This window comes from Bryocella sp., from assembly GCF_058498515.1.
Genome location: NZ_JBMHYI010000021.1, coordinates 41,905 through 56,577, shown reverse-complemented (window position 1 = coordinate 56,577; position 14,673 = coordinate 41,905). Strand labels below are relative to the sequence as shown.

Here is a 14,673-nt window from a genome sequence, read left to right as displayed (position 1 = left end):
GCGCGCACGGCGCGTCGGTAGTGAGAATCTTGTGGGACGACTTCGTGTGCTAGCGCTCGAGCTGGTTCGATAAAACTGCGGGGGGCGGCTTCACTGCAAGCAACGCATCGACGGCGCAGTGAAACGGTGGATGGCTCATTGGAACCTTGTATGGCACGCTTAGTCAGGGAACAAACATGCTCAGACTTTGGTTGATTGCTCTTGTTGTGGGAACGCTGGCGTGTTTGGCACGGGGGCAGGAGGTTGCATCGGTACGTCTTGTGGAACAATCGCCCACACAAATCAGCCAGGTCGCCCCCGGTGTTTTCCTGGTGGACTTCGGCCGAGTCGCCTTCGGAAATCTCTTCCTGCTGCCGCCTGTGAAGAAGCCGACGGGCGGAGAGGAAAAGATCACGGTGCGCTTCGGCGAGGCCCTGAAGAACGGGCGCGTGGATAGACGCCCCCCTGGCGCGGTCCGCTATTCCGAAGTAACGGTCATGCCAAGAGGTGGCGCGCCATTGGTGGTCGCTCCTCCTGCCAATGACTTCAACACGAAGTTCCCTGCCGTCTTGACTCCGCCGCAGTGGGGCGTTCTCCTTCCCTTTCGCTGGGTCGAGGTAGAAGGCTGGCCGGCACAACTGCGACCTGACCAGATCCACCGCCGCGCCGCCTTCGACAGTACATGGTCGGACGATGCCGCGACGTTCCACTCCTCCGATCCGATGCTCGATGACATATGGGATCTTTGCCATTACTCGATCAAGGCGACAACGTTTGCCGGAGTCTTCGTCGACGGGGATCGCGAGCGGCTTCCCTATGAGGCGGACGCCTTTCTAGACCAGTTGGGCTATTACGCCGGGGATACCGACCCAAGAATGCCGCGGGCTACCTTTGACAGGTTGATGAAGCTGCCCACCTGGCCGTCAGAGTGGGCTCCGCATATGGTCTTCATCGCCTACGCGGACTGGATGCAGACTGGCGACAAGGAGTGGCTGCAAGCGCATTACGAAGGCCTGAAGCTGAAGCTCCTGAACGAGCGCCTCGGCGCGGACGGCTTGGTGATGAGTTCGCCCGAGCAGATCAGGCGCGGGGACATCGTCGATTGGCCCCCGCACGAGCGAGACGGTTATGTCTTTACGAGCGTCAACACAGTGGTCAACGCCTTCCATCTTCGTGCTCTCGAAAATATGGTTCGCCTCGCTGAAGCATTGGGCAAGCAGGAGGAGGCCAGGAGATTCCAGGACCAGGAAGCAACAGCGCAAGCCAGCTTTCAGCGAAGGCTCTTTGACCCCGTGCGCGGGCTCTATCGCGATGGTGTTGGAACCGAGCACACCTCTCTTCACGCAAACCTGTTCCCCTTGGCCTTTGGCATTGTTCCGCAGATAAACAGGCAGAAGATTGCGAGCTGGCTGGCAGGTCGCGGGATGGCGGGTTCGGTCTACGCTGCTCAATATCTCTTGGAAGGTCTCTTTGAGAACGATGAAGACTCCGCCGCATTGAAGCTGATGACGGCTCCGGGAGATAGAAGCTGGAGGCACATGGTGGAGGCGGGTACGACGGTTACCTGGGAGGCCTGGGATCAGAAGTACAAACCCAATCAGGACTGGACGCACGCCTGGGGCGCCGCGCCGGCGAACCTATTGCCACGATTTGTCCTGGGCGCGCAACCTCTTGCGCCCGGCTGGGCCAGAGCATTGATTCGCCCGCATCCAGGGGATCTCCGCGACGCAGAAGGCAGGATGCCAACTCCCAGGGGAGAACTCTCCGTGAGCTGGACGAAAGAGAGCAGCTTTCTTCTCAAACTCGATATTCCCGACGGCATGACCGCCAGGGTCGAATTGCCCGTCCTGCCGGGCTCAAGCGAGATTCGGTGCGCCGGGAAGCGGGTCAAAGCACATCGCGAGGGATCGTGGTGGGTCCTGGAGAAAGATGTTTCCGGAGTCGTGGAGATCGAGGAACGATAGGCCACGGGGGCAGCCAGAAGAAGCGCGCGCCCTAAGTCGCCATCACCTCGAAAGGGCGCATCATGTCATTCGCTTCGTGTTCGAGCACATGGCAGTGGTAGAGATACTTGCCTGCGTAGCCATCAAACTTCACGATGATGCGCGTGATCATGCCCGGATGGCACTGGACGACATCCTTCCATCCACGCTCAACGCGCTCCGGAGGCATTGCTGCCGCGAGATACTTCCGCTCTTTGGACGTCTCATAAGCGAACGGCTCGAACGTGCGGCGATCGAGTACTTGAAAACGCACGAGGTGCATGTGCATCGGGTGCGTATCCTCGGTGAGGTTCACAAACTCCCATATTTCTGTGCTGCCGAGCTTCGGGGTCTCGGTGACGGGCTCATGCCAACGCTTGTGGTTCAGCAGCATCACCATGGGATTCTGCCTGCCGTCCCGGATTTCATTGAGCGTAATGGTGCGCGTCACCGTAGCAGAAGACTCGGGAATCACCTCGAACGGCCGTAGCGTCTGAGGTACGGTTGTGACCGGCGCCTTCGCAGCGACTGAACTTACACGAAACTGCATCAGATCCTGAAAGCCGGTCCGCAACTGTATCTGCTGGCCGGCGCATTGGGCGAAGTCCACAAGAACGTCCATACGCTCTGCTGGGGCGAGCAGAAACATAGGAACCGCTTCAGGCTGGCTGAGCAATCCTTGATCGCAACCGATGACATGGAGCGGCTGTTTATTAGACAGCCCGAGTGCGAAGAACTGGCTGTTCGCGGCGTTCAGGATGCGCAGCCGGTAGAGTCTCGGTTCGACCTCGACATACGGCTTGATCTTTCCGTTGATGAGGACTGAATCGCCATAGAACTCCGGCACCCAAGGGTGGTCAGGGTCGCCGGAGACGGGATAGTAGAGCTGCCCTTGTTTGTCGATGACGCGGTCGGCGATGATCAATGGCAACTCATATTCGCCAGACGGCAGATGCAACCTGTCCTCTTCCCCGTCGCGGACGAGGAGCATACCTGCCAGCCCGGCATAGCTATTGAGCCGATTCAATCCCATCGCGTGGTCGTGAAACCAAAGCGCTGTCGCATCCTGCTCAAGCGGGTAGGTGCAGGTGCGCGACTTGCCGGATGCGAACCAGTCCGTGGGATAGCCATCGTCGGAGGAAGGGACTTTGGCTCCGTGAAGATGCGCTACGGTTCGCACCTCCGGCAGCTCGCGCCCACAGCCGTGGAGGCTGAAGTCGACGGGAAGGAAATGCTTGGTAGGCAGTTGATTCATCCACTCCACCTTCAGGGGGTGGTGGCTGCGGGCCTCGATCAACGGAGAGAGAGAGCCAGGTGCACGGTCAGCCGCATCGGTGTAGACCCACATACGAGTCTCGGGTACGTCGCGATGGACCTTCGTGTATACCTCGCGCATCGCGATACGTACGATTGCGTGCCCGCCGTGGATGCGTTTGGGCAGCGGCAGCGGATCGACGAAAGGTGCGAGTGTGGCGGCGCGCAACAGGGGTGGCGGAGCGGCGGCGACACTTTGTCCCGCAGGCGTCTGGCCGCTGACGACCGTCATCGAGCCCATGTCATGCATGGTCTGTTGTGCGAAGATACGGGGCGATCCGCTTACGAGAGTGAAGGCTGCGGCGCGCTGCAGGAAGAAACGGCGATCAGAAGGCAAAAGAAAAACTCCGGGGTAAAGCGAACGGCACGCGCCCATGAATCGAGCGCGTGCCGCCTGGGTACAGGCCTAGTGTAACGAAGCGGTGATGAGGTTACTTGCAGGTGGCCGAGGAGCAGACTGCGCCTGTCGTCGGGCTCAGGTAAACGGGGGTTGGGTTGGGAGGCAGTGCCGCGTTGGTGAAGTTGAACATGTTCATCAACGTGCCGGCCGAGTTATCAAAGGAACCGCCGCCGATGCGAGCGCTGCCCAGGAAGACGTCTTCGATAAAGCGGAGAATCGAGGTCTGATCGGTCACCGTGTTGTCGACGTAGTTGGACTTGGCCCAGGGCGAGATGACCAGGAGCGGCAGACGAGGACCGTAGCCGCAACGGCCCTGCACGGGGGTGGTGCTGGTTACGCCGGTCAGTGTGGGCGAAACGCCGTTGCAGAACGCCGCATCGGACGCTGTCTTCGAGCCGTTGAGCAGGTTGTCGACGTGATCATACCAACCGTCGGAGTCGTCATAAGCGATGATGATCGCGGTGTTGGGCCAGAAGGGTGAAGCTTCGATGGCGTTGATCTCACTCACCACGAACGCCTGCTCATCCAGAGGATCGGAGTAGCCCGCGTGACCGTCCTGATAGCCAGAAGCCTTCAGGTAGCTGACGGCCGGAAGGTTGCCAGCCGCGAGGGCGGCGTTGAAGTCCAGAGCGTCATACTGGTGATTGGCGGTGGTGCTGGGAGAGGCGTGGCTGCCGGTGTAGGTGTCAGTCCCGATTGCAGCTACGGACGCAGGCCGGACGTGGTTCTGGTTGGCCGTCGAAGCATAGTACTGAAACGGCTGGTGGTGGGGAATGTAATCGGCCTTAAGCGGATTGCCGGGGATATAGACAGCACCGGTAGCGCGGCTGCCAGGGGTCGTCTCATTCGGGAGACAGCCCGTGCCGGAGGCGATGACACCGTTCGCGTTGGTGTTGGTCAGCGTCAGGTTGAAACCGCCCTCGAAGAAGCCCCAGCTCACGCCGGCCGCATTCAAGAGGTCGCCGATGTTCTTGCCGGTCATGGAGACGGTTGCGCTCGTAGACGAGCAAACGTCCCCGGCGGGATCTACATCGCCGATCAACGTCAACCCAGCTGGCGTTCCGCCATCGGCAACCGTGCCGCCAGCGCCGCCGGGCAATCCGACCACCACGCCATTGGTCTGGCCCGATACCAGGTTGATCGCGCCCTGCGTGGAGGCGCCGAAGGTCGTGCCAAAGGAGTGGTCGTTCATCGAATAGTGCTGCGCGTAGTTCCACAGCGCGGTGACGGTGTTGCCGTCGTAGTAGCCCATGGTCAGGGCATTGGTGTTCGCGATCAGCGGAGCTCCCGTGGCGGCGGCTTCGTTGGGGACGGCCGTCTCAGCGCTATCGGGGGAGCCCACATAGAAGGGGAAAAGATCCATCTTGCCGCCGTCGAACGCCTGCTGCTCGGGACCGTAGTTGTGATCCTGGTCTTCCGTACCGGCCTGCTCCGGCGCGAGGCGGAACGGAGCAGCGGGGATCGAGTTGGGGTTCGCGACGGTGGCGTTGTTGCCCGAAGTCAGATTCGGGTTCTGGGTCAGCAGCGTGGGATTGGTGATGTAGTTGTTGATGTTGGTCGGCGTTCCGGCAGCAGCCGTGAACGTCGTCCCGCCCGTGTTCGCGGCGTTCGGATAGGTCCCGAAGTAGTGATCGAAGGAGATGTTCTCACCAAAGATCACGACCACGTGCTTGATGGCAGCTTGCGGAGTCGTCGCAACAATTGCGGCAGGCGGCGTATACGGCTGGAGCGGATTCGACGAGCCGCATCCTGCCAGAATGAGGATCGCGAACGAAAGAAGGGCATACGACTTACGCATGAAAGATTTGCCTCAAGCAGGAATTGATACCAGTGACCCATTTTGTCCTCGGGCGGAGTCTACTTCGTATCGCGACTGTCAATTCCGCGTGAATCCTGGGTAAATCAATCCTTCGGGCGACTCACCTAACAGAAGCGAGAGCGTCACGGTAGCCGCACCCGTCTATAGGCCGCAATCCTCCCTGGGGAAGACGGAGAAGCTGCTGCGGCATGAACACCCGTTCCGTTCACACGTATCGTGCACAACAAGTCTCAAGCGGGTTCAAGTGGCACGACTCCTCACCGCTTTGCTTCCCTAGGCGCGCCTGCGAAGGGACGTTCGCGGTCTTTGAACGAACGCACGCTGCACTTCAGGCAGCGAGACGGCCGATCGTCTACAGCCTGAGCCAGCACGGACTTTCGCGGGGTTGGGCATGGGCAAATCGAGCAGGCGCAAACCTGTGGCGCACGGGGGACGATGTACGTGACCACTATCTCAGCATTACGGAGATTGGCTTTGCCCAGGCAGGGCTCTCCCGGTTTGCTGGCCCAGGCCACTGGAATGATCCGGACATGCTGGAGATTGGCAATGGTGGACTAACGTCCGATGAGGCGCGTACTCAGATGAGTTTGTGGTCGTTGCTGGCAGCGCCCCTTCTCGCTGGCAACGACTTATCAAAGATGGATTCTGATTCCATGAATATCCTCAATAATCGCGAGGTTCTGCGAATCGACCAGGACCCCGCGGGTCACCAGGGCACCCGTGTTTGGAATGAGGGACCATTGGAGGTTTGGGCTCGAACTTTCGCCGATGGGTCAGTGGCAGTCGGCCTTTTCAACCGAAACCTGGGAGCAGTGGACATTCCCCTTGACCTCAAGTTGCTTGGATTTGATAGCGCGACCAAGGTGCGAGACATGTGGCAACACAAAGATCTAATTCCGATACAGGGCTCAAGGGCGTTGCTCGTCGCACCCCATGGAGTCGTCTTACTTGTTATCCATTCCTAGGCGCGCCCTCACGGGGCCACGCGCGCACGCTGCACAATCCCTGATACTGCGGGGCTCATGGTGATTCGTAAGATTCTCCGAGTTTGCTGTACCGCGGCGACCTAGGCTTGCCCCATTCGGCTATTGCAGGGGGACGCTGGATTGGGCATCAAGCGCAAAGTTAGCCGCAAGCGGCAATCGGTAGTTCACCGCAAGCCTGAGCTTCGGGCGCTGCCCCCGGGTGCGGCCGTCTCAGGCTGGCGGGAATATGCACAACCCGGCTCCCAGAGACCCGCGCTGCCTGCGCCATCTTCCGTGCAAGCGCCGCACGCAGCATCGCTGCCTGCACCCTTCTCCTCTCCGACTCTCATGGATCCAGAGGGTGATGACGAGGACGAGGACGACGATCAGGTCTCCCTTTATTCGCCCGACGTGCTTGAACCAGCCTCGAACGCCCCTGCCGTTAGACCTTCCGTCCCCCCGGGGCAGCCTCCCGTGCTTGTGGGGCTCGGCGATCCGGTCACGGTGACTGTGACCGTCAGGCGTCCACCGCCAGGTCGGAGACCCATCAAAAATGCACTGGTGGTGATCACATCCGGCGCTCGCTATAAGCAGGAACGTTGGACGAACCGACACGGTGTCGCCTCCTTCACCATGTTGACCGGCACGGAGTACAGGATCCGCTGCTACAAAGACTGGTTTGTTCCTGAGCCCTATGAAGTGACCCATATCCCCGCGGGCGCTGGCAATGTTAACGCGGAGCTGGCAGAAGTGCGATTCTACCTCCACGTGGACGCAAACCGGGATGGCCGTATCGATCGCGAAAGGGCCCGGGACGAGTGGACATGGGGACGAAACAGCTACGGCGCCGTGGTTCTCTGCAACATGGACCGCGATGACGCTCAACCCGCCCCACACGTCGATTCGGAAGATGACCGCATCAATACACGCGCTGATCTCCCCGACATCGCCCCGCTCGAGATCAGGCGACGCGGCTACGCGCCAGCATCCAATAACTGGATACTCGAACTCTCCGTCCTTGCAGGTCGCAATCAGTACGTTCGCATCTTCGATGGCCAAAGGGGAGACTCCCGACAGATCGTTGGCCCAGGCGATAACATTCACGTTCTTCCAGATCCGCACCTGCTAACGGTCAAGAGGTTGGGAATGGAAGCCCTGCAGTTCGCCAATGAGGATTGGGATGGCTTCGCTCGCATCGAACTGCGCGTGCAGAAGAACGAGTCCTACGGCGAAGCACAGCAGAAGTCGTATCGCAGTATCGCCAGGGTGCGCGTGGCTCCCTGGCTCATGCCAGGCCCCGATGAGGACGCAGTCAGGGTCTACGCTGTAAGCGCGGGCGACAACGGGCAGTTCCTGGACCGCGTCAGGACTCAGGTGGCGCAGTCTGGGGCTGAATGGCAGACCACCGCTGGCAATGACCGATGGATGCAGGACTGCATGGAGGTCGGCTATTCGCTGCTTCCGAAAGAGGGCACGGCGCATCGGGTCGCCTGCACGACCCGGGCGTTACGTGATGGCGACCTGTTCGATTTCCCTCCAACCCTACCCGCCAGGGAGTTCGGCTTTTGCAACGCGTTTGCCGACATCCTTGCACCAAGTTCGACCTTCGACTCCTTCGGCAACCTGGAAGTGACTCCTCCGGTCAAGCGGCGGGGGGATGGGAAAGAATTCCCGTGGGGCCGCATCTACTTCGGAGAAGGCAGGCTCGGTGTGGAGTTCAATCCATCTGTAGCCACATTTCTGAGACGTCAGGTCGTACAGGAACCCTTTACGCTCGACACCAACTGGCTCGCGGTGGGGCATGTCGATGAGATGATGGCTTTTCTTCACGACCCGAATGGCGGACCCTGGAAGAAGTGGAAGCTGCTGATCGCGAGCCCGGCAAAAGCCTATGAGATTCTTGACAATGTCCACGGCTCCGATCCGGCATCGATCATGCTGAGGAACCGCCACATGGAGCTCAGTGGCGCCGATCAGGCGCTGCAATGCACCGTGGACACCTTCCTGAATGCGGACACTCCCGTACCCAATCCAATGAATACCGCCACATACATCAGCGGCGCGGACCTTAGAACGTTCAATACAGTCACGATTCAGAATCGGCTGAACGGTGTTCTGACCGCTCTCGAAACCGAAATCGATCTCGATCGGGATGCGGATGTTATCCCAGTGCCCGTTATCTTCGCGCCCGTCAATCCCGCATGGACGATGTGCGGCGCACTCACCGCAGATATGGTGAATATGCTGATCCTCAAAGACCGCTGCCTCGTTCCATCGCCCTTCGGTCCGCTGTTGCGCGGTGCGGACCAGTTCAAAAAAGCGCTGGCAGATGGTCTGAATGATAAGTTGGCCAATCCGCCAATGCTCAGGTTCATCAACGATTGGTATACCTATCACGATAGGGAAGGTGAAATTCACTGCGGGACCAATTCTCTGCGGCGTCCAGAGGATCTGGACCGCTGGCTCCAGGGCGATAAGACAAAGTGGTGGACGTTCAATCCCTGATGGCCGGTCTCGGCGGCGGAAAAATATCTGGAGGCAACATGACCCGGTCACTTACTCGTCTTCTGGACCGCTACTATAGCGGCAAAGACGCCGCGCATATCTCAGCGGAGCAGACCCTGCGACAAACAGACCGGGCGACTCTCGAAGAGGCAAAGGCTCAACGCTCCGCCTATCGGGACGACCCCGTCATCCCTTTGATGAACCAGACCCTTTCTGGCTGGCACAGCGATGCCTCGAAGAGCTTTGAAGGTTCACTGGCACATATGGATAGCGTAGAGGCGCGCGCCCACGCAACACAACGGCATGTGCCGCGCGCTGATGGCCTGGCCGACGACATCGCAGCACTCTATGGGTCCGAGCCTGTTCCTTTGCTTGCCACCCGCCTGATGACTCAGAGCAACTGGCCGGCCTGGAAGATCTCCGCCGTGCTGCTCTATCTCGGCGAGCGCAGGGAGACAGCGGCCCTGCCCGCTCTCATACGATTTCAGCGCGAGCACCATAGCCCTTACCACGCCGAGTTAGTGAATAAGGTGCTGGAGGGATTCAGGCCGGATTCGGTCGCCGGCGCCAGGAGAGCTGAAGACGCCTTCGTTAGCAGACACACCAAAGTGCCAGCCGAGGAGACACATCCGGTCGAGTATGAAGACTACGAGGATGAGGAAAACGACGAATAGCGACCGGCCCTCACCAGGCCTGATTGACGCCCCAGACCACCGAGCTCGTCGAAGTGGTGAAATAGCCGGGAGTCCAATTCAGGGTCACGGTGACTGCGGAAGCTGTCGGATTCGTGTAGGGCGCGTACGCCAGCAGGTTGTTCGAGACCGTTCCGCCAGCTCCCAGATGCAACAGCATGTAGCGGATGAGCAGACGTTCCAGGTTCACGGTGGCTCCGTCAAGCTGCGCGTCCACGGGGGGCGCATAGTTTCCGACGATGCTGAAGGCGGGATTCGGATTACCCATATAGCCTGGCGTGTTCTGGGTCGAGACTGTCCCCCAAAAGACGATGATCTGATTCATCTCCTGCTCACTGAAACCCATCTCGGTGACCGTGGCCATGCGCGATGAAAATCGCTTCGTCAGATTGGTGGAGGTCCCGGCATAACGGTTATTGGTGCCCTGGTTGACGATGATGTACATCCCCTGCCCGGCCAGTCCGAGTGGCAGCGTGGCGTTGCCCCAGGCGCCGCCCTGGTACATGGGAGGAACCATGCAACCCAGCCGGGAGCCGTTCGTCAGGTTGTAGATAATCTGGCTCATCCGTTGGCTTCCTCCAGGATCTGCGGTCCTGCTTCGATATCGAAGACACTATGCATACGCGGTCCTGAAAACTCAGCGAATCTTATGAAACTTCTTTCCACGCAACGATGGCCTTGTGCAGTCAATAGCGAGTCCCATCTCGAAAGATCTCCGAGCTTTGTGCGCGTGCTGTGGGGGACCCGGTCTGGCGCTGCAGCTCGAGTTGCTGTCTGCGATACTCGCGCGGGTTTACCCCCACGATTCGCTTGAATGTGCGCTCGAAGTGGCTTAGATCCCCGAAGCCAACCTCGAGGGAAATCTCAGTGATGCTCGGCTCCGACTGCGTCAGCATCTGCTGCGCCCGCTCGATTCGCACCGCCGCCAGGAGCGACTTGAAGGGCACCCCCAACGAACGCTTCAGCAGGAACGAGAGATGCGACGAACTGATGTAGGACTCGCGTGCCAGCCGCCCGAGCGAAATGTCCTCCGTGTAGTGGTTGCCAACAAATCGCAACGCCCTCTGTACACCCACGCCATGCACCGTAAGATCGCTGTAATCGCGTGCAGCGAGTTTGCGCGGGAGATCTCCCAGGCCTTGCGTCTCGGCAACGCTCAACTCAGCAGCAGAGTCCTCCACCTGCAGGGCAGCCGATTCCACAGAAGCGACTGCTCCCGCCATAACGAGGTCGAAGTCAACCATCGCTTCTTCGACAGCGTCGGCTGCTGACCGTTCCACGCTGAGAGCGCGCCGTTCAACCTCCAGCACACCGCCGAGGACATCTCCGCTGTAGTCCACGGCTGAGGTGTTTTCGAGCGTCGGCAGGGCGGACCCGCAACGGTCGCCTCGGGCCCGATCGGATACCCATGGAACCACGCGCTGCAGCTGCTCCATGCCGATCACGGGCCCATCGCTCATCACCGCAAGCCGCGCAGCAACTCGCTCGAGCTCGCGCTCGTTGCCCGGCCAGTCGTAAAGCTGGCAGGCCGCTTCAGCCTCGCGCGAGAGCCGGCGCGTGGCGCCCTCGGCCGACCGCAGCTCGAGCAACTCCGCCATGAGCAGCGGAATGTCCTCGCGCCGATCGCGCAGCGGCGGGACACGCACATGCAGGTAGTCGAGCTCCGCCTGAAGAAGCGCACAGAAACGATCCTGCCGCACCAGCTCGTCCAATGGCGCAGATGCCGAAACGAGGATGCGCACCGGAGTTGTGCGGCCGGGGACAGATCCCATTTGCCGCAACACTCGCAATACCTGCCGTTGCGCAGCCGTGTCGAGCAGGTCGACGTCAGCAAGCAACAACGTGCCTCCGCTGGCCTGCTCGAGCGCCTGCTCAAGCTCCCGGGCGACGCTGGCCGCGTCACGATAGGCCCCATCCACAACGATCAGGGATTCGTCCTCGCCGCATCGAGCAAGATGAATGGCCGCGGCCATCCGCACGGGGTTGCAACCGAAGGCGCACTCAAGCACCACTGGATACGCCGCGCTGCTGACTTTTTCGATCTCCATCTCCAACACCTGTTCGGCGCGGCTTTGGCCGGAGAGAAGCAGCTCGAGATTGAAGAGATTCCATGCGCGATTCGTCAGCTGCTCGCGCATCAGCGCCAGTGCAGCCAGTACTGCTTCGCCGGCTGCGATCTCCGCGAAGGCGTCCCGTGAGAGTCGTTCCGGAAAGGTCAGCGTCAGAACGCCGACATCGCGGCCGCCATAGACCAACGGAAAAATCTCACGCGCCGCCCGAGACTCACTCTCGCTTCGCTGTGCCGCCATGGGCCACACCACGGTATGCCCACCCCGCGGTTCGATCCGCTCGGCCCTGTTCCACAGCGAAGATGATTCCCAGCGGACGGCGCCACTCAGGGTCGCTTCCTCAGGATGACCGAAGACACGGCCGAAGCCCTCGACCGTAGCATGCATGGCACCCGTGCGCTCCATAATGTGGGCCAGCGTGCCACGCAGGGCGTGCTGGGCAAATGAGGCGGAAAAATGCGACCGCCTTGGAACAGATTCAGCATGTTGTAAGCTCGGTTGAGACAACACGTCAGCCATCCATCCTTCCACTGCTCTGCCTGGCTCTTGTTGTTTGTAGCGTCTATCTCCATACGCACGAGGGTCCTCGCGGGCCGCGGGAGCGCAGCGAGGGCCACCAGCGCGCGGCTATTACGCCGCATGCTCCTCCGGTAAGCGCGGCAAAATCACTTTATGCAATCTCTAAAAAATCACTTTATGCAATCTCTACTCCCTTCGCTGCCCTGATCCTTTTGCCAGCGAAGGCTGCGCCATCCTCGGTCCAGAGATCGTCTGTCCGGGGACGGCCGGTGCGATGTCCTCAACAAGGACGCTGAATTGTGGGGAGAAAGGGTGACAACCAGTTCGTCGTTCTTGAATTTCTGTGCATCACTCTGACTCGTCCTGCACCAACGGGTCAAGCGCGTGTTGCCACTGCTCAACGATGCGGTTCGATTCCAGCACCATTGCTTCCTCGACCAACTCCGCGTCTTCGATATACTCCGCGGCCTGCATCGCGAGTTCGACCTCCATCATCGCCATCTGTTCTTCCTCTTGAGCGGCGAGAACCTCCATCTCTACTTCATCCCAGAAAGGAAAGCGCATGGCATCGACTCCTTCATCTGTCATTTCCACGTCAGGCACGGGTCGTGGTGCTGTAGCCGCCTCGTCTTCGGTCTCCTCCAGCACAGACTCCATCTCAAGCAACACTTGTTGCCGCACATCCTCGATAGTGAGTGGATCGTCGCCCCCATGCTCAATCACCGGCCTGTCTCCGTCCACCCCTTCTCGAGAGACGGTCTCCACTTCGACAACCTCGGCGAAGACCTCGACCTCGGTCTCCACTTCCATGACAAGCGCGCTGGAGTGCGCGGGCTCGTGACGCTTCTTCGCGTCGCGATGTCGCGGCGAGGCGGAACGTTCCGCCAGCGGCGCATGCCGTGAAGCGGACTTGGGCTTCTCGCGAGTGTCCTTGGCGCCCTTCCCCTTCTTTTTCTTGTCATGATGAGGCTTGTCTTTGGACGACATCGAACCGCTATCTCCCCTGGCTAACTCAGCGGTGTGGCCGCTTCGTTGCTGCCTGCCAGGAATCGCATCTCCTGGGTATAACTTCCGATTGTCAGGTTGCCGGCGGGTGAAAGCTGCAGCGTCGCCATTACGCCAGGCACGCGATACACGTATTCGCGATAGATCCCGCTCTGTGAAAAGCGCACGGCATTTGGCGCGCGCTCGATCCACGTGGCTTGGATACGGTCCATATACCGCCGGATCAGCTCCCGCGCCGCCTTGCCGGTTGCGCCTTCGAGCCCGGCATACTGCGCAACGTTGGAGAGCGCTGCTGAGATTCGTGGGAAGCCCAAACGATATCCCTGCGAGCACCAAATCGCCAGCTGCGCCGGAAGCTCGTCGCCACGCGGTGGCGGCTCAAACTGTGGGCACCAGAGGTATTCGAACAGCAACGATGTAAGGGAGTAGCACAAGGCTTCCGCAGCCCGCAGCCGCTGCCCGCGCTGCCGCGGGAAGTTTTGCGGATCCTTGATCTGAGCCATGTAGAACGCGTAATAGTCCACGAACTCCATCGTGCTTTGCGCCTGAGAGACCGCGAACTCAGCCGCTTCCTTCTGCAGCTCGGGATTGAGCGTGGTCGTCGTGCTGGCCTCGTTGACCAGCTCAAAGATGGCGATCCGCTCCTCCAGGCTGCGAGAGGAAAATACCGGTGACTTCGAGACGCCCGTGTATTCGAGGAACTCGTCGCCGATGTTCAGTTCGGCTTCCGACCAGATACGCTGCCGGATCAGTGTGGTGCGAATGTGCAGATCGAAGTTCTTCTCATTCGGATGCTGCTCTACGGCACGAATCCGCTCGAGTTCGGGATAGTGCATTTGATACAGCACGCGCGGACTCACCATCAACCGCAGGGCCGGCAACAGCAACGTCGGAGTCGCATGAATTCCCTGCAGGATCTGCACCAGAAATTCGGGTTCGCTTTCAAAGCTGTATTGCTGCGCGGCGGATCCCATGCGGCGGAGCCACTGATCGCCCATCGGGATCATCTCGAGGATGATCTGCGCCTTGGGGGAAAGCTCGTGCGCAGCGATAACCGACTGATCTCCGATACGAGTGAAGCGCTGCAGCACGGGAGCTTGGCCCAAGACCGGCTGCGTCGCAGCCAACTCTGCGAGCATCGCATTGGCTGCGCTCTCGTCCGTCGCGCACAATTCAGCTTCTGCTTCGAGCATGGCTCCGCGCTCGGCCAATGCCAGCCCCCGGCGCTGCTGCAGCACATGGCAAAGCTCATGGCGCAGCAGATGGAGCGACCGCTCCGACCCAATGGAGTCGCCGCGGAGATCCAGATACACGCAATTTCCCTCCGCGACGGCTTCTGCACCGGGCGCGAGCGGATGCGGCTGGAGATGCATCTCTACTCCACTCATTGCCGAGGAAAGGCGCGAACTCAAACGGTGGCTCAT

At 60.2% G+C, this 14,673-nt stretch carries 10 protein-coding genes; 4 read left to right on the top strand and 6 right to left on the bottom strand.

The genetic code is table 11. From position 1 onward, the window contains the following. The first annotated feature begins 146 nt into the window (after nucleotides 1–146). Nucleotides 147–1,943 (top strand): family 78 glycoside hydrolase catalytic domain, encoded by a 1,797-nt coding sequence (locus tag AC5E6W_RS06255; RefSeq protein WP_491751405.1) that lies wholly within the window; start codon nucleotides 147–149, stop codon nucleotides 1,941–1,943. A 31-nt stretch (nucleotides 1,944–1,974) separates the two neighbouring features. Here the strand turns inward: AC5E6W_RS06255 and AC5E6W_RS06250 are convergent, their stop codons facing one another. Together AC5E6W_RS06250 and AC5E6W_RS06245 are read right to left on the bottom strand one after the other, a co-directional pair. Continuing rightward, nucleotides 1,975–3,612, bottom strand: coding sequence for a multicopper oxidase family protein (locus AC5E6W_RS06250; protein ID WP_491751404.1), 1,638 nt, complete (start codon nucleotides 3,610–3,612; stop codon nucleotides 1,975–1,977). 94 nt (nucleotides 3,613–3,706) lie between these two features. Further along, nucleotides 3,707–5,473, bottom strand: coding sequence for a phospholipase C (locus tag AC5E6W_RS06245; protein WP_491751403.1), 1,767 nt, complete (start codon nucleotides 5,471–5,473; stop codon nucleotides 3,707–3,709). Nucleotides 5,474–5,682: 209 nt separating this feature from the next. Here AC5E6W_RS06245 and AC5E6W_RS06240 point away from each other — a divergent pair, with 209 nt between their 5' ends. From AC5E6W_RS06240 to AC5E6W_RS06230, 3 genes are all read left to right on the top strand, one after another. Beyond that, on the top strand, nucleotides 5,683–6,459 hold the full coding sequence (locus tag AC5E6W_RS06240) for an alpha-galactosidase (protein WP_491751402.1): 777 nt from the start codon (nucleotides 5,683–5,685) through the stop codon (nucleotides 6,457–6,459). A gap of 561 nt (nucleotides 6,460–7,020) precedes the next feature. Further along, nucleotides 7,021–8,964, top strand: coding sequence for a protein-arginine deiminase family protein (locus tag AC5E6W_RS06235; protein ID WP_491751401.1), 1,944 nt, complete (start codon nucleotides 7,021–7,023; stop codon nucleotides 8,962–8,964). Further along, nucleotides 8,946–9,638, top strand: coding sequence for a hypothetical protein (locus AC5E6W_RS06230; protein WP_491751400.1), 693 nt, complete (start codon nucleotides 8,946–8,948; stop codon nucleotides 9,636–9,638). The genes AC5E6W_RS06235 and AC5E6W_RS06230 overlap by 19 nt, the downstream gene beginning before the upstream one ends. A gap of 10 nt (nucleotides 9,639–9,648) precedes the next feature. On the opposite strand, the gene AC5E6W_RS06225 is transcribed toward AC5E6W_RS06230, so the two are convergent. The 4 genes from AC5E6W_RS06225 to AC5E6W_RS06210 all read right to left on the bottom strand — a co-directional run bounded on the left by AC5E6W_RS06225 (nucleotide 9,649) and on the right by AC5E6W_RS06210 (nucleotide 14,673). Further along, on the bottom strand, nucleotides 9,649–10,221 hold the full coding sequence (locus AC5E6W_RS06225) for a hypothetical protein (RefSeq protein WP_491751399.1): 573 nt from the start codon (nucleotides 10,219–10,221) through the stop codon (nucleotides 9,649–9,651). A 121-nt stretch (nucleotides 10,222–10,342) separates the two neighbouring features. Then, nucleotides 10,343–12,112, bottom strand: coding sequence for a helix-turn-helix domain-containing protein (locus tag AC5E6W_RS06220; RefSeq protein WP_491751398.1), 1,770 nt, complete (start codon nucleotides 12,110–12,112; stop codon nucleotides 10,343–10,345). A 480-nt stretch (nucleotides 12,113–12,592) separates the two neighbouring features. Continuing rightward, on the bottom strand, nucleotides 12,593–13,231 hold the full coding sequence (locus AC5E6W_RS06215; protein WP_491751397.1) for a hypothetical protein: 639 nt from the start codon (nucleotides 13,229–13,231) through the stop codon (nucleotides 12,593–12,595). Between the two features lie 20 nt (nucleotides 13,232–13,251). Further along, nucleotides 13,252–14,673 carry an eCIS core domain-containing protein gene (locus AC5E6W_RS06210; RefSeq protein ID WP_491751524.1) on the bottom strand — a complete coding sequence of 474 codons (1,422 nt, stop codon included), beginning with the start codon at nucleotides 14,671–14,673 and terminating at the stop codon, nucleotides 13,252–13,254.

What these genes read in the sequence shown, in the direction of transcription:
- AC5E6W_RS06240 (WP_491751402.1), top strand. Translation starts at nt 5,683, where the DNA reads ATGAACACCCGTTCCGTTCACACGTATCGTGCACAACAAGTCTCAAGC.
- AC5E6W_RS06225 (WP_491751399.1), bottom strand. Translation starts at nt 10,221, where the DNA reads ATGAGCCAGATTATCTACAACCTGACGAACGGCTCCCGGCTGGGTTGC.
- AC5E6W_RS06245 (WP_491751403.1), bottom strand. Translation starts at nt 5,473, where the DNA reads ATGCGTAAGTCGTATGCCCTTCTTTCGTTCGCGATCCTCATTCTGGCA.
- AC5E6W_RS06220 (WP_491751398.1), bottom strand. Translation starts at nt 12,112, where the DNA reads ATGCATGCTACGGTCGAGGGCTTCGGCCGTGTCTTCGGTCATCCTGAG.
- AC5E6W_RS06210 (WP_491751524.1), bottom strand. Translation starts at nt 14,673, where the DNA reads ATGAGCCACCGTTTGAGTTCGCGCCTTTCCTCGGCAATGAGTGGAGTA.
- AC5E6W_RS06215 (WP_491751397.1), bottom strand. Translation starts at nt 13,231, where the DNA reads ATGTCGTCCAAAGACAAGCCTCATCATGACAAGAAAAAGAAGGGGAAG.